General features: G+C 47.2%; 21 protein-coding genes and 1 other annotated feature. All 21 genes read left to right on the plus strand.

Annotation, left to right across the window (positions count from 1 at the left end; genetic code table 11):
• The first annotated feature begins 9 nt into the window (after nt 1-9).
• The 21 genes from glnA (at nt 10) to EKM89_RS11110 (ending at nt 18,985) form a co-directional block, all read left to right on the plus strand.
• The gene (glnA, locus tag EKM89_RS11010; RefSeq protein ID WP_125688513.1) at nt 10-1,353 is read left to right on the plus strand and encodes a type I glutamate--ammonia ligase; all 1,344 of its coding nucleotides are present in this window, start codon (nt 10-12) and stop codon (nt 1,351-1,353) included.
• A 253-nt stretch (nt 1,354-1,606) separates the two neighbouring features.
• Nucleotides 1,607-2,485, plus strand: a complete 879-nt coding sequence (locus tag EKM89_RS11015; RefSeq protein ID WP_125688515.1) for an exonuclease SbcC — start codon at nt 1,607-1,609, stop codon at nt 2,483-2,485.
• A complete protein-coding gene (locus EKM89_RS11020; RefSeq protein WP_125688517.1) occupies nt 2,478-3,419 on the plus strand; it encodes a hypothetical protein in 942 nt (313 codons plus the stop codon). Before EKM89_RS11015 ends, EKM89_RS11020 begins: the two co-directional genes overlap by 8 nt.
• 15 nt (nt 3,420-3,434) lie before the next feature.
• Nucleotides 3,435-3,977 (plus strand): dUTP diphosphatase, encoded by a 543-nt coding sequence (locus EKM89_RS11025; RefSeq protein WP_125688519.1) that lies wholly within the window; start codon nt 3,435-3,437, stop codon nt 3,975-3,977.
• 325 nt (nt 3,978-4,302) lie between these two features.
• The gene (locus EKM89_RS11030) at nt 4,303-4,959 is read left to right on the plus strand and encodes a TetR-like C-terminal domain-containing protein (RefSeq protein ID WP_225421871.1); all 657 of its coding nucleotides are present in this window, start codon (nt 4,303-4,305) and stop codon (nt 4,957-4,959) included.
• A gap of 43 nt (nt 4,960-5,002) precedes the next feature.
• Nucleotides 5,003-5,082, plus strand: a sequence feature (ribosomal protein L21 leader region).
• 20 nt (nt 5,083-5,102) lie between these two features.
• A complete protein-coding gene (gene rplU / locus EKM89_RS11035) occupies nt 5,103-5,411 on the plus strand; it encodes a 50S ribosomal protein L21 (RefSeq protein ID WP_125688521.1) in 309 nt (102 codons plus the stop codon).
• A gap of 28 nt (nt 5,412-5,439) precedes the next feature.
• Nucleotides 5,440-5,778 carry a ribosomal-processing cysteine protease Prp gene (locus EKM89_RS11040; RefSeq protein ID WP_125688523.1) on the plus strand — a complete coding sequence of 113 codons (339 nt, stop codon included), beginning with the start codon at nt 5,440-5,442 and terminating at the stop codon, nt 5,776-5,778.
• A 24-nt stretch (nt 5,779-5,802) separates the two neighbouring features.
• On the plus strand, nt 5,803-6,096 hold the full coding sequence (gene rpmA, locus EKM89_RS11045) for a 50S ribosomal protein L27 (RefSeq protein ID WP_125688548.1): 294 nt from the start codon (nt 5,803-5,805) through the stop codon (nt 6,094-6,096).
• Between the two features lie 95 nt (nt 6,097-6,191).
• On the plus strand, nt 6,192-7,256 hold the full coding sequence (locus tag EKM89_RS11050; RefSeq protein WP_125688525.1) for a M24 family metallopeptidase: 1,065 nt from the start codon (nt 6,192-6,194) through the stop codon (nt 7,254-7,256).
• A gap of 77 nt (nt 7,257-7,333) precedes the next feature.
• Nucleotides 7,334-7,894, plus strand: coding sequence for an elongation factor P (gene efp / locus EKM89_RS11055; RefSeq protein ID WP_125688527.1), 561 nt, complete (start codon nt 7,334-7,336; stop codon nt 7,892-7,894).
• A gap of 37 nt (nt 7,895-7,931) precedes the next feature.
• The gene (locus EKM89_RS11060; protein ID WP_048736198.1) at nt 7,932-8,372 is read left to right on the plus strand and encodes an Asp23/Gls24 family envelope stress response protein; all 441 of its coding nucleotides are present in this window, start codon (nt 7,932-7,934) and stop codon (nt 8,370-8,372) included.
• On the plus strand, nt 8,372-8,800 hold the full coding sequence (nusB, locus tag EKM89_RS11065; RefSeq protein ID WP_125688528.1) for a transcription antitermination factor NusB: 429 nt from the start codon (nt 8,372-8,374) through the stop codon (nt 8,798-8,800). The genes EKM89_RS11060 and nusB overlap by 1 nt, the downstream gene beginning before the upstream one ends.
• Nucleotides 8,801-9,219: 419 nt before the next feature.
• Nucleotides 9,220-10,086: a bifunctional 5,10-methylenetetrahydrofolate dehydrogenase/5,10-methenyltetrahydrofolate cyclohydrolase gene (locus EKM89_RS11070; protein WP_125688529.1), complete on the plus strand. Its 867-nt coding sequence runs from the start codon at nt 9,220-9,222 to the stop codon at nt 10,084-10,086.
• Nucleotides 10,073-11,425 carry an exodeoxyribonuclease VII large subunit gene (xseA, locus tag EKM89_RS11075; RefSeq protein ID WP_125688530.1) on the plus strand — a complete coding sequence of 451 codons (1,353 nt, stop codon included), beginning with the start codon at nt 10,073-10,075 and terminating at the stop codon, nt 11,423-11,425. The genes EKM89_RS11070 and xseA overlap by 14 nt, the downstream gene beginning before the upstream one ends.
• The gene (locus EKM89_RS11080) at nt 11,418-11,666 is read left to right on the plus strand and encodes an exodeoxyribonuclease VII small subunit (protein ID WP_125688532.1); all 249 of its coding nucleotides are present in this window, start codon (nt 11,418-11,420) and stop codon (nt 11,664-11,666) included. Before xseA ends, EKM89_RS11080 begins: the two co-directional genes overlap by 8 nt.
• Complete coding sequence (locus EKM89_RS11085; protein WP_125688534.1) at nt 11,656-12,561, plus strand: polyprenyl synthetase family protein; 906 nt, start codon at nt 11,656-11,658, stop codon at nt 12,559-12,561. Before EKM89_RS11080 ends, EKM89_RS11085 begins: the two co-directional genes overlap by 11 nt.
• Nucleotides 12,558-13,373 (plus strand): TlyA family RNA methyltransferase, encoded by an 816-nt coding sequence (locus tag EKM89_RS11090; RefSeq protein WP_125688536.1) that lies wholly within the window; start codon nt 12,558-12,560, stop codon nt 13,371-13,373. The genes EKM89_RS11085 and EKM89_RS11090 overlap by 4 nt, the downstream gene beginning before the upstream one ends.
• Nucleotides 13,374-13,466: 93 nt before the next feature.
• Entirely contained in the window at nt 13,467-13,922 is a 456-nt protein-coding gene (locus EKM89_RS11095) for an arginine repressor (RefSeq protein WP_048736191.1), read from the plus strand.
• Nucleotides 13,923-13,996: 74 nt separating this feature from the next.
• Complete coding sequence (recN, locus tag EKM89_RS11100; RefSeq protein ID WP_125688538.1) at nt 13,997-15,709, plus strand: DNA repair protein RecN; 1,713 nt, start codon at nt 13,997-13,999, stop codon at nt 15,707-15,709.
• A 158-nt stretch (nt 15,710-15,867) separates the two neighbouring features.
• On the plus strand, nt 15,868-18,378 hold the full coding sequence (locus tag EKM89_RS11105) for a SpaA isopeptide-forming pilin-related protein (protein WP_125688540.1): 2,511 nt from the start codon (nt 15,868-15,870) through the stop codon (nt 18,376-18,378).
• 136 nt (nt 18,379-18,514) lie between these two features.
• Nucleotides 18,515-18,985 carry a hypothetical protein gene (locus tag EKM89_RS11110; RefSeq protein WP_125688542.1) on the plus strand — a complete coding sequence of 157 codons (471 nt, stop codon included), beginning with the start codon at nt 18,515-18,517 and terminating at the stop codon, nt 18,983-18,985.
• The last annotated feature ends 154 nt before the right edge of the window (nt 18,986-19,139 follow it).

The raw sequence follows: 19,139 nt of genomic DNA on the forward strand, positions 1-19,139 counted from the left end.
GCGATTTTAATGGCAAAACCAGAATATTCCAAGGATGACATTCGTCAGATGGCAAAGGACGAAAATGTTAAATTCTTACGGTTAATGTTTACCGACTTATTCGGAACAATCAAGAACGTTGAGGTGCCAATCAGCCAACTTGGGAAGTTACTCGAAAACAAGTTGATGTTTGATGGGTCTTCCATCGATGGTTTTGTGCGAATTGAAGAAAGTGACATGTACCTATACCCAGACCTTTCGACCTGGATGATTTTCCCTTGGAGTACGGAACGGGGCAAGATTGCTCGAGTAATCTGTGAAGTCTATACGACGGATGGTAAACCATTCGCTGGCGACCCACGGAATAACTTGATTCGCGTCTTGAACGATATGCGTAAGGCCGGCTTTACCGACTTTAATATTGGACCAGAACCTGAATTCTTCTTGTTCAAGATGGACGAAAATGGTAAGCCAACGACGGAACTTAATGACAAGGGGAGCTACTTCGATATGGCCCCAATGGACTTAGGTGAAAATTGTCGGCGTGAAATTGTTCTGACGATGGAAGAAATGGGCTTTGATGTTGAAGCGGCGCACCATGAAGTCGCTCCTGGCCAACATGAAATTGACTTTAAGTATGCCGACGCCTTGACTGCGGCTGACAACATTCAAACCTTTAAACTGGTCGTTAAGACGATTGCCCGCAAGTACGGCTTGTACGCAACGTTCATGCCAAAGCCACTGGCGGGTATCAACGGTTCCGGGATGCATTTGAATATGTCCTTGTTCCATGGCCAAGGGAACGCCTTTTTCGACAAGGATGGTGGCGACATGCAGCTGTCTGAGGACGCTTACCACTTCTTAGGTGGGTTACTCAAGCACGCCCGGAGCTTTACAGCTATCTGCAATCCAATCGTTAACAGCTACAAGCGCTTGGTTCCTGGTTACGAAGCACCCGTTTACGTGGCCTGGTCTGGTTCTAACCGGTCGCCACTGATTCGAGTACCAAATTCTCGAGGCCTGTCAACACGATTGGAACTTCGGAGTGTTGATCCCGCAGCGAACCCTTACTTGGCTATTGCGGCAGTTCTAGAAGCTGGCTTGGACGGTTTGCGCAACAAGCTGGCACCACAGGAAGCCGTTGACCGGAACATTTATCGTATGGACGCTGAAGAACGTCAAGAAAATCACATCACTAACTTGCCTGACACGTTACACAACGCGTTGAAGGACTTAGCTGCTGATGATATCATGCGTGGTGCCATGGGCGAACATCTCTTCCAGAGCTTTATCGAAGCGAAGAACCTGGAATACAATTCTTACCGGACGCAAGTTTCGCAATGGGAACGTGATCAGTATCTGGAATTGTACTAAAATTTAAAAAATAGATAGCAAACGTCACGAATGGGCACCGGAAAAACCGGAGCGTCGTTCGTGACGTTTTTAGTCGCTGGTGAGAAAATGAGTAGGGTGAGAGTCGCCAAGTAGACGAGAAACTTTAAAAAAATCCTTGTTTTCTGGCAAATTTCGTTCAAACTGCTTTATTCTAAAGGAATTTTTGGTAACATGAACGTATAACCAAATGTTCACGGCAAGCGCTAGGGAACATCAGAATGAGGGATAATCCATGGAAAAGCAAGAACAACAAGCTAGTGCAGCCGATGTCTTAACGCAGGCAATCGCCAACAAACTCGATTACTTAAGTACGTTGCAGGCGGCGGTTCAGCACGGCGATGACCGAAAAGTTTATGAACTTCTGGATCAAGCGCGCTACTATCAGGAAGTTAAGAAGACCCGAGCAGCGCGGTCAGTTAATCATTTGTCTGAATTGGTCGATAATATTCATCCCCAAGTCAGCCATTATTTGAGTGACAACTTAATTGATTATTTAGGCCACATTTACCCATTCTTCTACTACGAGGAGTACACCACCGGACTGTTCCACATTTACTTTGGGAACTGGTGGGACCGGCGATTGTTTGGTGACCTCGATGTGATCAATGTTCAATTTCAGTTTGACAAGAAGGAATATCAAAAATTAAAGGATTCCTTTGCATTAGAGAGCCAAAATCAACGGTTGAACACGGCAAAAATCGAATCGGTTTCTGCAGAGAGTGAAAAGCTTCAAGGTCTGGTCGATGCCCAGGCAACTCGGGACAATGACAAGGCCAAGTTACGTGACCAACTGAAGGAAAATAGTCAACGGAGTAGTTTGCCATGGGATTCTAGCAAGGTCAAGGATGAACGCCAAGGTATTATTGACCAGCTGACCAAACTGGCTGACGAAGACGAAAAGGCTTTGAATGCGCACAAGCTAATCAAGGAAAATGATGACAAGATTTTAGTATTGTCCAAGGAAGACACGATTCTTAGCTATGAAAAGCAGAGTATTCGCGATGCGTTTGACGACTTTGAACACTTTGAAGCTCACAACGCGAGCTTATACGCCGATTACTTAAACAGTCTGTTAGGTAAGAGTGAGGGCGAGGTGAAGGCTGATGATTAACGAAAATGATCCGTCAACGTTGACCACCAGCGGTCGGCTACTTAACTATAACGAAGCCATTAAGTCGGGACTAGAGACGGGACTGAAGTTTACACAGCTGATGGACCAACTCGTTAAGACCACGGATCCCGATGAATTGGTTAATGCGGCGACACAATTGGCCGATTTTGAATTGGATTCGGACTATGTGACATTCCCCCATCAATATAGTAATTCAGATTACTATCTGTTATTCATGTCCCGGATGTTGGAATTACACGATCAGGGTAAGCATGTTATCTTGCAATCCCGTGATCACCACGAGGAGCTAACGCAGCAGTTAACGCCATTAGGTGATCGGGGGACCTTCAACTTCCGCATTGAAACATCAGAAAATGGCGGCGTTTTCTACCGGGAACGGGCAACGGGTCAGTCCCTGTTCTATTTGAACTTGGAACGTAAGATGTTCCGTTTCAATAGCCATGCACTGACACAATTATTTATCATCGACTTGCACGAGACGGTCCCGGCCGAAACGGTCAAGGCATCCGTTCAAATCCTTTTTGATTTCGCACGCTACTTAAAAGAGGACTACGGTTATTCTGTAGACTTTAACATTTTGGATATGGCTAACCGGCAAAATTATGCGGTTCGTTCCGCGGACTTGCCAGCTGGTGTTGTGGACCGTCTGTTCGTGACGGCGGCGCAAAACGACTACATGTTGACGAATGGCGTCAACGGCAACGGTGCTGAAATTTCACTGGATAAGAGCGTCGTGGTCGATATCTTCAACAATCAACTTGAAGGACAGCCAGAGTGGGTCATCACCGTCCATGACGATGCACAACAAGTCTCTTGGTTCGATGTTTTACTTCAGTATCCGTTTATGCGAGATTGGTACTTAGAAAATCTGAACGATCTGGAGATTCAATCGGATCCACTGATTTTTGGCTAGGAGGAATTAGATAACGTGTTAGAACTAGCAAAATTAGTCCAGCAGTCAATTGCGTTGGATGAACAGATTACGGTCGACCGCCAGATTGAGATGCCTCGTAAACAGCAGATTGAGAATGCCTACGTGGCCTTAGATGTCGAGCTGGCTGAAGTGGCAAACACTTCTGAGTGGTTCAAGGTATGGAAAACGCATCGAGGCAAGGCTGACGAGGGCCAAACGCCACGTGAGACACTACTGACGGAATACACGGATGCCATGGATTTCTTCTTTCTAGTAGCGGCCAAGAAAACCTGGACGCACCTCATCATGATTACTGAAGAAGACTTAACGGGACTGGAAAAAAGTCGGCCTGCTAAGGATCTGGACCAACAATACTTAATTCTAAAACGGATGGTGTTCAATAGTCACTTTGCTCACAGGCAAGAGGATTTTCGCCATGCTTGGCGATTATTCCTGAAGTGGGGATTTGTTGACTTGGGGTTTAGTCAGGATGAGATTCAAGCGGCCTATGAAGCTAAACGTAAGGTCAACTTAGACCGACAAGCTAATAATTATTAAATACTGGGGAGTTTTGAATAATCGAATTCAGAACCCCTTTTTTGATTGGATTGATGACGTTGCGATTGCACGATCATTTTCAACCAATATAGACTAAAAATTTCTACTGGCTAACATCATAAGCCGGTGATACAGGAAACGAAAAACTTGTCAGGAACGCTAAAAATCGGTATGGTTTTAGGTGAGTAGCTACAGCAAGTGGAATCGCTGGTAGTCGGAGTGCGACCAGTACCCCAATTGAGCGGTGACAATTTCTATGGTCGCAAGAGTAAGGTAAACATTTTGATTTTCAACCTTTAGTTTCAATGTTTGGCAAGCACTAGAATTGGTAACGAACGGAAGGGAGCGGAGGATTATCAGTCAATTAGATCCACGGGTGGTGCGGACCAATGAGCAGTTACGTCAGGCACTCAGCGAGCTATTGCAACAGCAATCGTTACAGCAAATTTCGGTCCAGAAGTTGACCAGTACGGCCCAACTGACACGGGGGACCTTTTATCTACACTATAAGGATAAGACGGATTTCTATGAACAGACGGAACAGCAAGTCATTGATGAGTGGTTCGCGGCGGCGCGGACGGTGATTGCTCCCAACGGTGAATCCGTAAGTGGCTTCGCCTTGGGGCCGGCGCTACGCTATGTTGATCGCCATCATCAGATCTTAACGGTACTGTTACATCCCCAGTTCACTCAGTTCCGGCCGCGGTTACGGCAACGTTTTGAGCGGGAACTTTTAGGATTTAGCCAACATTTACCAGCTGTCGGAACGGATGAACCACCGATTGACATTCAAATCACCTTTTTGACGATGGCATTTTTAGGATTAGTCGAGCATTGGCTAAATGATAATCGGCGTTACCGTTCAGAATATTTAGCACAATCTTTTCGACAATTAGCAACGCCTAATGTCACGCTACTGGCGACTTGGTTTGCATTGGTGGGAACGGATATTGCGTTGGACTCAGAAAAAAGCTTGACGTAGCTGACCCCATCAAGTATAATTTTCATGTTGTATTTGTGGACTTCCACAGCTGCAACCGCTCGGGACGAGTCATTAAGTTTTCCGCTTGCGGAGCACTTGTTTTCGGCGAGTCTAAGTCTAAATATATAAGGAGGTGCACACACATGTACGCAATTATCGTAACTGGCGGCAAGCAGTACAAGGTCGAAGCAGGCCAAGCTGTTTACGTCGAAAAGTTGAACGTTGAAGCTGGTGAAAAGGTTACTTTTGACCAAGTTGTCTTTGTCGGTGGTGACAAGCCTAAGATTGGGACGCCAACTGTTGCCGGTGCAACCGTTACTGGAACTGTTGAAAAGCAGGGTCTGGAAAAGAAGGTTGTTACTTACAAGTATAAGGCCAAGAAGGGTACTCATACGAAGAAGGGTCACCGTCAGCCATACACCAAGGTTGTCGTTGATGCTATCAACGCTTAAAGCCTAAAGATTAAGAGAGGCGATCTCGATGATTCACGCGACGTTCCATCATGGAGCTAACCGAATCGATTCATTCCAAATCACTGGCCACGCTGACTCAGGTGAGTATGGTCAAGACATTGTTTGCGCTGCGGTTTCGGTGCTTGCGATTACGACGGTCAATGGTCTACAACGAATCGCTAAGATTCCGATAGACGTTGAAAATCGTGATCAGGAGGGTGGCTATCTGGAAGTCCACCTTCCACCAAAGCTGGAAGCAACGGCCGAATTAAAGGGACAAACACTCCTCCAGAGTTTTGCGGATGGGTTAAGAGATGTCGCCACAAATTACGCGGATTATATTGAATTCGCTGAAATAAAAGACTAAATTGCGGAGGTGAAACTTATGCTGATGAACATGAACTTACAATTCTTCTCTCACCATAAAGGTGGTGGGTCTACTGCTAACGGTCGTGACTCTGCTGGTCGTCGTCTTGGGACGAAGGCTGCTGATGGCTCTACTGTTACCGGTGGTTCTATCCTTTACCGCCAACGTGGGACACACATCTACCCAGGCTTGAACGTAGGCCGCGGTGGTGACGATACTTTGTTTGCCAAGGTTGATGGCGTCGTTAAATTCGAACGTCTTGGCCGTGACAAGCGTCAAGTATCCGTATACCCAGTTGCTGAAGAAGTAGCTAAATAACACGAGGTTTTCCTCGTAACGACTGAAGAGCTTGAGGCGAGACCAATTCGCTTTGAGTTCTTCTTTTTTCTCTGATTAAAAAGGAGGATGGGTCAATGACATCACGAATTGAACGGTTGCAAGCACAATTTGCATCACTGAGCATCGATAGTTTTCTGGTCTCCTCGGCCAGTAACCAGCAGTATTTAGCTGGTGCCAGTGTTGAAGGCGGCGACGGTTACTTGTTAGTGACGGCTAAACGTGCAGTTTTCATTACGGATGCGCGTTATCAGTCGGAATTGGCAGCAACCATGCCAGATATGTCCAAAATTATTACCCGTGACTATCTCCAGGCCGTTGAAGAGGTCTTAGAGGCCGATGGTGCGACAGTATTAGGCCTTGAGGATAGTTTAACCTTAGCTGAGTTCGACTGGTTAGATGAACATTTGATGAGCGACATCGTACCACTTGCTGATGTTGTGGACCACTTACGTCAGGTTAAGGAACCAGACGAATTGGCTGCAATTCGTCGGGCAACGGCCCTGACTAGTCAGGGAGTGGCGGCTTTATTTGATGTCTTGGCGCCCGGGATGACCGAGCGTAAGGCAGCTCAGTGGCTAGAACGTTGGATGCAAGACCACGGTGCAACGGGGCCGAGTTTCGGGACAATCGTTGCCAGTGGTGTGCGTTCCGCTTGGCCTCATGGTCAGGCCAGTGACAAGGTGATGGCAACCGGTGAGTTAGTGACCATTGACTGCGGTTTTTACGTGGATGGCTATACGTCTGATTTGACCCGAACAGTGGCCTTAGGCGATCCCGGTGCTGATCTTAAGGCGGCTTATCAGGCCGTACAGGCGGCCCAAGAAAAAATTATTGCGGCGACTAATCCCGGCGCAACGGGTGATGAAATTGACCATGCGGGTCGGGATTTCTTAACAGAACAAGGTTACGGGGATGCATTTATTCACGGTACCGGTCACGGTATTGGGTTAGACATCCACGAAGGCCCGAACATCGGTCGCGGCTGGCCAGATGTGATGGCGGCAAATGAGGTCGTCACCGCAGAACCAGGCGTTTACTTTGCCGGCAAGGGTGGTATCCGCATTGAAGACGACGTGTTGGTCACAGAAACTGGTCATGAAGTCCTCACGACCACGCCACGGAATTTAATTATTCTGTAAGTGACCCACGTATCTTGCTTTTTAGGGGTAAGAATTGATATTATAAAGAGGACATATTTTAGGAGGCTGAACACATTATGGCAATTTCGACTGCTGATTTTAAAAACGGTTTAACTATTGAAGTGGATCATGCAATTTGGCGCATTATTGAATTCCAACACGTTAAGCCAGGTAAGGGTGGCGCTTTCGTTCGTTCAAAGCTAAAGAACTTACGGACGGGTGCCGTTCAAGAAAAGACTTTCCGTGCTGGTGCAAAGATGGAACAAGCTGACATTCAGACGCGTTCTATGCAATACCTGTACGAAGATGGTGGTAACCGGGTCTTCATGGACACCGATAACTTTGAACAAATTGAAGTTCCTGGTGAAAATATCAAGGACCAACTCCCATACTTACAAGAGAACATGAACGTTGATTTGGTCCAATACGGTTCCGAAGTTCTCGGCATCGAAGTACCAAACACGGTTGTCTTGGAAGTTGTTGCTACGGAACCTGGTATCAAGGGGAACACCGCTTCTGGTGGTTCCAAGCCTGCTACCATGAATACTGGCTTAGTCGTTCAAGTTCCATTCTTCGTTAACGAAGGCGACAAGCTCTCCATCAACTCTACCGACGGGACTTACATTTCTCGCGCATAGTTTCACACACGTTTAATCAGTAAGGGAGGGTCAACGAATGGCAGAAGATACTAATATTATTTTAGAATCAAAGGAACCCGCTTTAGGCAAGATTGAAGTAGCACCGCAAGTTCTCGAAATTATTGTGGGTATTGCGGCTAGCCAAACTGAAGGTGTTGCTCGGATGCGGGGGTCTCTGGCAAACAGCGTCACGGAATTATTCGGTCGCAAGGAACAACATGGCAAAGGCGTTAAATTAGTCTTTGACGGCGACGAATTAGCAGTTGATGTTTACGTTTACTTGAATTACGGGGTTGCCGTGCCAAAGGTCGCCTTAGCCATTCAGGATAGCGTCAAACAACAATTGCTGTTCATGACGGACCTCGATTTACGTGAAGTTAACGTTCACGTGGAAGGCGTCATTCCCGAAAAGACGGCGCAACAGGTCGACCCTGATAACCTGTTTAACCAGAGCGATGAAGGAGACAGTGACCAATAGTGACACTTACACGACATCAAATTCGGGAACGGGCGTTTCAAATGTTATTTGCGTTGAACGCCAATCCCGATGCCGATCACGATGCGTTGTATCAACGTGTTCTGACGGACGACCCGAACCAAACCGTTCCCGTGCCAGATTACCTACAAACGTTAGTGACGGGTGTCTTGGCACATCAAAGCGAATTGGACGCACAAATTGACCAGTATTTAAGTACAGGTTGGCAGTTGAAGCGAATTGCGAAGACTGACCTTGTGATCCTCCGATTAGCATTTTATGAAATTGACTACGTGGAAGAAGTGCCTGACCGTGTAGCCGTTAACGAAGCCTTGGAATTAGCCAAGAACTTTAGCGACGACCGCTCACGGCGGTTCATTAATGGTGTGTTAGCACATACGTTAGATGAACCTTTGGATTCACAATCTTAGTCATTAATTAGACCGACTGCTAAACTACTAGCGGTTGGTCTTTTTTTAGACTTGACTAAAGATTAAAAGCCAAAATGTTCACCTTGCTTTTGAAATCATATAAATTGGTATTGCTAAATTAGGGGCAATGCGTGCACTCTAACTACCAGGGATTGAACACCTTCGGCCAAAGGAGGGGGACGGTTCGCCTGAAAACCACCAGTTGTAGTCTCCGTATCGTTAGTGACAACAGTCCTAATGATCATTTTGAAGCTTTCAACCGTCTTAAAAACGGATTGTGATAGCTGGTCGCACTGCGCCTAATTCACTACAACCCGCTTTAGGTTAATGAATCATCTGAGCCAGACGAGAAGGTCCCGTTTTGGGACTGACTATGCTAAAATAGAACATAACTTTGAATTTTGGGGAGGACGAGCTTCATGACGACGATCATTGATGGCAAGCAACTGGCAAAAGAGGTCAATGCACAGACCAAGGACCGGGTAGCTACCCTAACGCAACGTGGCATCACGCCCGGATTAGCCGTGATTATCGTGGGGGATGACCCGGCTAGCACAATTTATGTCCGGAATAAGCATAAAAAGGCACTACAGCTCGGTATCAACTCAATCGTACGGCAATTACCAGCTACGGTCAGCCAGGCGGAACTAATCGCCATCGTTCAGGCATACAATGTGGATCCAGTAATCCACGGTATTTTAGTTCAGTCGCCCTTACCCGTTGGCTTAGATGAACAGACTATTGTGGCGACCATCGATCCCGCCAAGGATGTTGATGGTTTTCACCCGTTGAATGTTGGCCGGCTATTTGCGAACTTACCCGGTAAGTATCCCGTTTCTTGTACACCACGGGGCATCATGACCATGCTAGATTCCTTGCAGATTCATCTACGGGGCAAGCGGGCAGTCATCGTGGGGCGTAGCCGGATTGTGGGGCGACCCATGGCAGCAATGTTGTTAAATGCTGACATGACGGTTAGCACCGCGCACGTCTACACGAAGAACCTGAGTGACCTTACCCGAGAGGCAGACGTTTTAGTCGTCGCGACGGGGGTGACCCACTTGATTAAACGAAACGATGTGAAACCCGGTGCGATTGTGATCGACGTGGGGATGGACCGTGACGAGAACGGAAAATTGACCGGTGACGTGGACTTCGATGGCGTCGTCGACCGTGCGGGAGCAATCACGCCTGTACCTGGTGGTGTGGGTCCCATGACCATTGCGACGTTGATGCAACAAACAGTAGACCTATGTGAGTGGAGTGAGCAACTTGGCAACGACTGATTACTTAACAGTCACAGCATTAACCCAGTATTTAAAACGAAAATTTGATGTTGACCCTTACCTAGGCAAGGTGTATCTGACCGGTGAAATTTCTAATTTTCGCTTACGACCGCACGCGCACCAGTACTTTAGTTTAAAGGACGATCACGCGAAAATTAGTGCCATTATGTTTCGTTCAGCATTTGAAAAACTGAAATTTACGCCGGAGACCGGGATGAAAGTCCTGGTAACTGGTCGAATTTCCCTTTATGAACCCAGTGGTAGCTACCAGATTTACGTGGAACGGATGGAACCAGATGGGGTTGGCCAACTCTATCAGGCCTACGAGCAGTTGAAGCAAAAGTTGGAGACAGAAGGCCTTTTTTCAGCGCCTAAACGGCCACTACCACGCTTCCCGAAGCGTATTGCGGTGATTACGAGTCCCAGTGGGGCCGTTATCAGAGATATTATTACGACTGCACGACGGCGCTACCCCATCGCACAAATCGTTTTATATCCGGCAGTTGTTCAAGGCGATGGGGCGGCTCCTGATCTGGTTCGCCAGATTCAACGGGTCAATGTGGCTGGTACCTATGATACCTTGATTATTGGTCGGGGTGGCGGGTCGATCGAAGACCTGTGGCCATTTAATGAAGAGAGTGTGGCCCGGGCCATTGCGGCTAGCCAGATTCCGGTGATTTCATCGGTCGGTCATGAAACGGATACCACGATTGCCGATCTGGTCGCTGATGTCCGTGCGGCAACCCCCACGGCAGCTGCCGAGTTGGCGGTGCCTGTATTGCGTGATGAACTGTTAAAATTACAGCAACAGCGTACGCGCTTATTAAATGCGATGGGTAACCGGATCAACTTCCAGCAGGAACGTTTGAACAAGCTGATGACGGCTTACGTTTTCCGGCAGCCGCAACGGCTCTACGAAACGTACGTTCAACGATTAGACCGAGCACAGCAGGCCCTGAATCGTAATGTTCGAACGCAGGTCCAGCAGGCAACGCAACGCTTTCAGTTCGCCCGTCAAGGCCTCGTCGTGCAGGCTCCATTAGCGCGGGTCCAGCGCGATCAACAGACCGTAGATCAGACTGCAACGCGGTTAACGACTGAAATGAAGCGTTATATGGCTAAACAGCAGGAGTACGTGGGTCAATTAGCGAGCGGTTTAGACTACCTCAGTCCCCTGAAAATCATGGGCAGAGGATACAGTTATGTCACACAAAATGACCATGTTGCCAGAACAGCTGCCGATTTGAAGCCAGGATCAGCAACGATTCATTTGAGTGATGGCACGGCTGAAGCAGAAATTAAATCTATCAAACCAGCAACGGAGGATCAGCATGAGTGAAGAAACGAAACCGACTTTTGAAGAGAACTTAACGACGTTAGAACAAATTGTCGCGCAACTTGAACAGGGGGATATTCCGCTGGAACAGGCCTTATCCCAATTTCAAAAAGGTGTGGCCTTGAGCAAAGATCTGCAAACGACCCTGCAAGACGCCGAAAAGACATTGACGACGATGATGTCTGACGACGACCAAGAAGTTGCTTTTGAGACGCCACAAGGGGGCACGGGTGATGCCAAGTGATGCACGCTTAACGCAGTTTGAACAGACGTGGGTCCCGTGGCTCAACGCACCATTAAAAGCCGCCATTGCTACGGATAGCGGTGATGATCGGTTGGCCGAAGCCATGAGCTACTCCGTATTGGCCGGTGGTAAACGACTGCGGCCACTGCTGACGGTGGCCACCTTACAAGCACTGGGTCACACTGTGGAACAGGCGCGTGATTGGCGGCCAATTATGGCGTTGGAGTTGTTGCATACGTATTCGTTGATTCATGACGACTTGCCTGCCATGGATAACGATGCCCTGCGTCGCGGTGAACCCACCAACCACATGAAATTTGGTGCCGGGATGGCGACCCTGGCTGGGGATGGTCTGTTGACGTTGGCCTTTCAGTGGGTGACGGCAACGGGTCTATCAGCCGAGACACAAGTAGCGTTGACCCAGGCGTTGGCACGAGCTGCTGGACCGCACGGCATGGTGGCTGGTCAGGCCAAGGATATTCAATCCGAGCACGTCGACCTGCCATTGGCAAAGTTACGTGTGTTACATCGTGAAAAAACAGGTGCCTTGCTGCATTATGCGGTACAAGCAGGATTGATTCTAGGTGAAACGCCACAAAACCAGTGGTCACCGTACCTTCAGTTTGCTGATGCCTTCGGGCTGGCTTTCCAAATCTATGATGATATTTTGGATGTGGTCAGTACACCAGCCGAACTGGGTAAGGCGACGCAAAAGGATGCTGGTGAGGCTAAGAATACCTATCCGGGTAAATTGGGTCTGCAAGGTGCTAATCAAGCGCTGATCGACACGATTCAGGTAGGGAAGACAGCGCTGGCACAATTACCGGCGAGTGAAGGGCGCAGCTTATTAGCGGCTTTCTTTAGCTATTTTGATACGAAACGGGTGAAAGCATGAAGAAAAAACGGGTGGCGGATCTCCTAGTTGAACAGGGACTCTATACATCTCTGGATGAGGCAAAGCGTGCCGTGATGGCTGGTGAGATTCTCGGAACTAACGAGGAACGTTTGGACAAGCCAGGGTCAATGATTCCAGCGGATACCGAACTTCATTTAAAGGGTCATCCTCTCCCTTACGTGTCACGAGGTGGATTTAAGCTGGCTAAGGCGCTTGAGGTCTTTAACATCGATGTGACCGACCGAATCGTTTTAGATATTGGTTCCTCGACGGGTGGATTTACCGACGTCATGTTACAGAATGGTGCGCAACTCAGCTACGCATTGGATGTCGGTAGTAATCAACTAGTTTGGAAATTACGACAGGATCCACGGGTCATCGTGATGGAACACACCAATTTTCGCTATAGTAAGTTAGCCGATTTTACCAAGGGTCGGCCAACCTTTGCGTCGATCGACGTGTCCTTTATCTCACTCGACATGATTTTACCGCCATTAAAAGAAATCTTGGCGGCCGGTGGTGATGTCGTAGCGTTGATCAAGCCCCAGTTTGAAGCAGAACGGGGTGACGTCGGTGCTCACGGTATCGTTCGTGAACGGCGGGTTCACACGGCCGTTGTCCAAAAGATCATCGATTTTGCGGTGGCAACCGGATACAGCGTTCTCGGACTCGATTTTTCACCAATTCGGGGTGGTGAGGGTAATATCGAATTTCTGGTTCACTTACAATCTGTCGATAAACATGCAGTCTGTGTAAGTTCAGTTTCCGTTGAAGAGACAATTAACGCTGCTTATGAAGGCCTCAAACAATAGATTATGAGAAAATTATTAGAATTTGCTTTCCAAATACTTAGGTCTGGTATATGATAAGATTATGCATTTTTATCACATAAAGGGGGGCCAGGTATGAAAAAGCAGGAACGCCAGCAATTATTGAAACGGTTACTCACATCACGGGAAATTGAACGACAAGAGGATTTTGTTCGTTTGCTTGCCGAGGACGGCATTCACGTCACACAGGCAACGATTTCACGGGATATCAAGGAGATGCAGCTGGTTAAATTACCAGCAGAGTCTGGCGGTTACCGTTACAGTTTGCCCGTCCAAAAGAAAATTGATACCCAAAAGAAATTGCAGCGAACCTTGCAAAATGCCTACATATCCTTTGCGGTGCAGGACCAATTTACAGTTCTTAAGGTACTTCCCGGGAATGGTCCGGTGATTGCTTCATTATTGGATCAGATGCGCTACGAGTATGTTTTTGGCACGGTCGGCGACGATAGTTCCGTTCTGACCGTTTGTGTTTCCCATCAGGGTGCTTTACAATTAGAAAAGACAATTGACCGCATGCTTGCGGATTAAGAGCAGTGACCACAACTGACCGACCAGCACAGAGCTGAGCATCAGCAGTGGTCTTTTGTTTAGGGGGCAAAAAGGTGTTACAGGAGCTATCGATTAAAAATTTTGCCATCATCGAGCGCCTCGATGTGGTGTTTAAAAATGGGATGACGGTCTTGACTGGGGAAACTGGTGCCGGAAAGTCTATCATCATTGACGCGGTTGGTTTGTTAGCGGGCGGGCGTGGTTCCGCCAACTTTGTTCGGACGGGTACGGATAAGGCCGTTATTCAGGGAAGTTTCATTTTTCCCTCGGGTGGGACGACTTATCAGGTCCTCGATGAGCTCGGCATCGACCACGATGACGGTAACGTTATTTTGCAACGGGAGATTCATCGTAATGGTCGTAATACCTGTCGGGTCAACGGCATGCTGGTCAATACCAATACGTTGAAACACATTGGGGAAACGGCTGTCGATATTCACGGGCAAAATGAACACCAAGAGCTGATGCAACCGGAAAAACATTTGGGAATGTTGGACGAGTTTTCAGCGGACAAGGTACACGATCTCAAGGCACAGTACCAGACAACCTATCAGCAGTATACGCAATTACGCGATACGTTAGAAAATAAACGGGCCAACGAAAAAGAGTGGGCCCAGCGACTGGATATGCTGAAATTTCAGGTCAACGAGATTGAATCGGCCCAGTTACAGCCGGGTGAGGAAGACGACTTGATTGCAGAGCGGGACCGGTTAGATAACTTTCAAAAAATCAATGATGCCTTGCAGCGGACGCAACTGATATTGACAGGTGAAGATTCGACGCCGGGAGTAAATGATCAGATCAGTAGTGCTATGCAGGCCATGCAGGCGATTGCTGACTTTGATCCAGCCTTCAAGCAGATTGCGGGCGGACTGGAATCGGCCTATTATGCGTTGAGTGATGCCGTGGGCGATGTGTCGTCCCAACTGGATATGCTAGAGTGGGATGAAGGTCGTTTAGATGAAATTGAACGTCGTCTGGAAGTCATCAATCAGTTGAAGCGCAAATACGGCGACTCCGAAGGCCAAGTCTTAAAGTACTTTGACCAAATCTCGGAGGAGCTTAAACAAATGCAGTCGACTGACGAGACAGCGGATGATTTGGAAACCCAGGTCGCCAACCAACAGTCGACTTTGTTGAAGCTGGGTGAGAAGCTGAGCAAAGCTCGTAAACAGGCCGCTCAAGAATTGGAGCAAGCGATTCACGGTGAATTGGCTGATCTTTATATGGACAAAACGGTCTTTGCCGTTCACTTCACGCGCTCGAAGACCCAGCCATTATTGAGTACCGGACTGGATCACGTGGAATTTTACCTGCGAACGAATCCGGGTGAAGCCATGCGACCATTAGCTAAGATTGCCTCCGGTGGGGAATTATCCCGAATCATGTTGGCGCTAAAGACCATTTTCTCCGAGTCACAGGGGGTGACGTCGATTATCTTCGATGAAGTGGATACCGGAGTCAGTGGTCGGGTCGCGCAAGCCATTGCAGAAAAAATTAGTGGTATCGCCAGGGAGTCACAGGTTTTGTGTATCACTCATTTACCCCAGGTCGCGGCTATGGCCGATCACCATTACTTTATTTCCAAAAAAATTGTCGGTGATCGGACGGAAACGCATCTAACTCGGTTAAATGAGCAAGACCGAGTCAGCGAAATTGCCAGAATGTCTGCGGGGACGCAGGTGACGAAACTCGCGTTAGAACATGCGAAGGAGCTCTTGGGACTGGCAGAAAAAGCCAAAATTAAGGTTAAACAGAAAAAATAAAAGAGTAAAATGTAGGCCTTTCCCAATAGGGACGGGCCTACATTTGGTTCTAGTTAGAATTGGTTACAGCTGTTTATGAATTTCCCCTTAAATAATTTGTCTGTTTGGGCTATAATTAATTTAAAAGTGTAACAGTTAATGTAAGGGGTGCAAATTAGATGTGGAAAAAAGTGGGTGTCGCTTGCTTAGGCCTACTAGTAACCCTACTTGTTATTTGTGGAGGGACACTTAAGGCAAGTGCTAAGGATATTACATCGGAAACCACGGGGTTATCTCTGAAAGATGTCACCATTGAAAAGCTAGTTGGTGGTGGATCTGAACCGGTTGATTACAACTCCGATTTGGAGGCTAGTCAAAATTACTCGATTTCCTACGAATGGGGAATCAACGATGGTGTGATTGTTCATGATGGCGATACGGCAAACGTTGAGTTACCGACAACTGCCAATACGAGTAATGTTGGCGACTTGGATATTATGGACAGTCATAATGACACGCTAAAAATCGGAACATTTAAGTTCAATGAAGGAACGAATACTGGAACTATCACGTTTAATGATAATTTGAGTCATACCAATTCTGACCGGATGGGTTTACTGGGTTTCACAGTCACTGGTACCAAGGTTGCTAGTGGTAGCGGTGGCAGCGGTTCAGGCGGCCCTGGCTATGTTGTTAATAAGAATGGTTGGGTTTATGGTGAAGAAAAGAATTCCAATAAAATTCCGAAGGTACTTCAGTGGGATGTGCTCTTCAACGTTGGTGCGAGTCATATGGGTAAAACTATCGTGACCGACACCCTGGGTGATTACCAAACTTATCGCCAAGGGTCGACCATGATTACGTATAAGGATGCCGATGGAAAAGAGATTGTGTATACGGATACCGACGGAAATAAGGTCAGTGCTCCAGGCGATCCAATCGATCCAATTATTAGTCCGGATGGTAAGACACTGACTTATATTTTTCCTGACGTTTCAACTAGTATTGAAGTCGAGTATCTTGCAGATGTTGATAGTAGTCTTACTGGAACCAGTGGTGTTTTAACCAATGGCGTATCCGTTGCTAGTGCTAACGGAATTACGGGTGATCCAGGTGGCAATGGGGCAGGAACGATTGCAAGTCCGGCTACCAGTCATAACGATATCTATTGGGGTGGTTACGGCAACATTGAAGGTAAATATAAAGGCACAATTGTCTTAACGAAAACAGATGTAACGACTAAACAAGCGTTAAGTGGAGCCGAGTATACGTTGTATGATAGCAGTGACCAAGCGGTTAGTTCGGGAACGACTGATGGCCAAGGTGTGATAACGATGTCACACCTTAAGCCGGGAGATTATTATTTCTTGGAAACAAAGGCGCCATCGGGATATGCATTGAATCCGGATAAAGTACCCGTGACAGTCACAGATAGTGATGGGGACACACCCGTTGCTACCTGGCCAGTTGATGAGAAGAACAGGGTTACCTTTACTAAGACAGATGCTGAAAATGATGCTGTTCTCAGTGGAGCGGTTTATGATCTATACAACGGAACTGGGATTGTTAAAAGTGGGCTTAAGACAGATGTTAATGGTCAGATTCACGTTACAGGTCTAGTAGACGGTGACTATTATTTCAAAGAAACGGCTGCCCCTATAGGGTATGATAAAAATGAGAATACTGTGCCATTTACCGTGACTTCAACAATGACTAAAGATATCCAAGTTGGTCAAAAGGATTCAAAAATCAAGTTGGGATCGGCGACCTTGACTAAGCTCGGATCTGATACAGGTTATGGGGTGGGCAATGCTTGGTACGAGCTACTCGCGGCTGATCAACAAACGGTTGTAAGTGGTCCGCAGCAGACCGATGCCAGAGGGCTATTGACGGTTAACAATTTGACGTACGGTACTTATTACTTCAAGGAAACTCAGGCGCCGGATGGTTATGAGCCTAATTTAAGTTTAGCCCCAGTAACTATTGATGCCACCAATAAAGGTGTTGGTTCTACGACACAAACGGATATGGCAGTGCCAACGGGTTCGTCGAGCTCATCGTCAATTATGACGAGTTCTTCTTCAGAACTGTCCTCAAGTTCATCGTCAATTATGACGAGTTCTTCTTCAGAACTGTCCTCAAGTTCATCGTCAATCACAACGAGTTCTTCTTCAGAACCGTCCTCAAGTTCATCGTCAATCACAACGAGTTCTTCTTCGGAACCGTCCTCAAGTTCATCGTCAATCACGACGAGTTCTTCTTCGGAATCGTTATCAAGTTCATCATCAATAACGACTAGTTCGTCGACACCGAGCATTCCGTCTGTGTCAAGCAGTAACTCATCAAACTCATCGATGACGTCTTCTAGTAGTAGCCAGAGGAGTAGCTCATCGAGTGTGCGGACCACGACGAGTTCCACATCGACTGGGTCTTCCTCTGCAGACGTTGTTACCGGTGGTGTCCCCGTGACAGGTTTAGGTCAATCCTCATCGTCTGACATGATGGGTGGCGGTACCGGAGCTTTTGCTGACGATGATTCAGCAAGTTCATCGTCAACGACTGCAAAAAATAAATCTAATCGTTACTTGCCACAAACCAATGAAGAAAAGAGCGCAGGCGTTTTATTAGCCGGTTTGCTCCTACTTGGGTTTGGCACGAGTCTTTGGCGGTTACGGCAAAGACGTGAGTAACTAATATTAAATTTAAGATGTCAAAAGTCTACTTCTGTTAGGAAAATCTCCTGATAGAAATAGGCTTTTTTGTTAGCAGTTGTTAACAAATCATTGTATAATTAACTTGTGAAAATAAAAATTTGGGGGCTTTACTATGAAACACGGACTATGCTTGGGGTTGGCCGTGATCTCATTTGGCGCTGCAGTTGGTTTGATGACTAATCAACCAGTTACTGGTCGGGCGGTCGCAACTGTCCGCCCAACACCAACCGCTGTACGGGGAAGTTGGTTTCAGGAACAGGATTTGAAATATCGGGTCAAGATTACGAAGTCGACGTTTGTTTTTGGTGGTGGCTATTACGCTGGTAAAAAATGGCATCCCATTGATCAGCAGTCGTATCAGGTCAGTCGTAAAGTCAAGCAGGGCACGTGTACCTGGAGCAAACAGACAAATGCGAACGGCTATTATACAGTCAAAATCAAGAATGGTAAGTTTTTGGTTAAAGCCAAGAGTGGCATTCTAACGGTTAAAGAATATCGGAATGGTAAAGACGTTAATGGGTATCCACTATATTTTCATCATATTAAGAACGCCGCGGCAGTTCTTTCGGGCGATACGAAATAGGCTAGTTAGCCAACAAAAGACACCGTGTCAGCAGTCACTAGAAATGGTGGTGTTGACGCGGCGTCCTTTGTTAGTTTGGTTCTTCGTCAACTGTTGTTGGTGAACAAAATATTGGAGTTCTAATCACTTGGTGATTAGGGCTCTTTTTGTATGA

Source organism: Levilactobacillus fujinensis (assembly GCF_003946335.1).
In the GTDB taxonomy this organism is placed as follows: domain Bacteria; phylum Bacillota; class Bacilli; order Lactobacillales; family Lactobacillaceae; genus Levilactobacillus; species Levilactobacillus fujinensis.

Coding starts and splice junctions, on each gene's coding strand:
- glnA (WP_125688513.1), top strand. CDS start 10: ATGGCAAAACCAGAATATTCCAAGGATGACATTCGTCAGATGGCAAAG.
- EKM89_RS11015 (WP_125688515.1), top strand. CDS start 1,607: ATGGAAAAGCAAGAACAACAAGCTAGTGCAGCCGATGTCTTAACGCAG.
- EKM89_RS11020 (WP_125688517.1), top strand. CDS start 2,478: ATGATTAACGAAAATGATCCGTCAACGTTGACCACCAGCGGTCGGCTA.
- rplU (WP_125688521.1), top strand. CDS start 5,103: ATGTACGCAATTATCGTAACTGGCGGCAAGCAGTACAAGGTCGAAGCA.
- EKM89_RS11040 (WP_125688523.1), top strand. CDS start 5,440: ATGATTCACGCGACGTTCCATCATGGAGCTAACCGAATCGATTCATTC.
- rpmA (WP_125688548.1), top strand. CDS start 5,803: ATGAACATGAACTTACAATTCTTCTCTCACCATAAAGGTGGTGGGTCT.
- EKM89_RS11050 (WP_125688525.1), top strand. CDS start 6,192: ATGACATCACGAATTGAACGGTTGCAAGCACAATTTGCATCACTGAGC.
- efp (WP_125688527.1), top strand. CDS start 7,334: ATGGCAATTTCGACTGCTGATTTTAAAAACGGTTTAACTATTGAAGTG.
- EKM89_RS11060 (WP_048736198.1), top strand. CDS start 7,932: ATGGCAGAAGATACTAATATTATTTTAGAATCAAAGGAACCCGCTTTA.
- EKM89_RS11070 (WP_125688529.1), top strand. CDS start 9,220: ATGACGACGATCATTGATGGCAAGCAACTGGCAAAAGAGGTCAATGCA.
- EKM89_RS11080 (WP_125688532.1), top strand. CDS start 11,418: ATGAGTGAAGAAACGAAACCGACTTTTGAAGAGAACTTAACGACGTTA.
- EKM89_RS11085 (WP_125688534.1), top strand. CDS start 11,656: ATGCCAAGTGATGCACGCTTAACGCAGTTTGAACAGACGTGGGTCCCG.
- EKM89_RS11090 (WP_125688536.1), top strand. CDS start 12,558: ATGAAGAAAAAACGGGTGGCGGATCTCCTAGTTGAACAGGGACTCTAT.
- EKM89_RS11095 (WP_048736191.1), top strand. CDS start 13,467: ATGAAAAAGCAGGAACGCCAGCAATTATTGAAACGGTTACTCACATCA.
- EKM89_RS11105 (WP_125688540.1), top strand. CDS start 15,868: ATGTGGAAAAAAGTGGGTGTCGCTTGCTTAGGCCTACTAGTAACCCTA.
- EKM89_RS11110 (WP_125688542.1), top strand. CDS start 18,515: ATGAAACACGGACTATGCTTGGGGTTGGCCGTGATCTCATTTGGCGCT.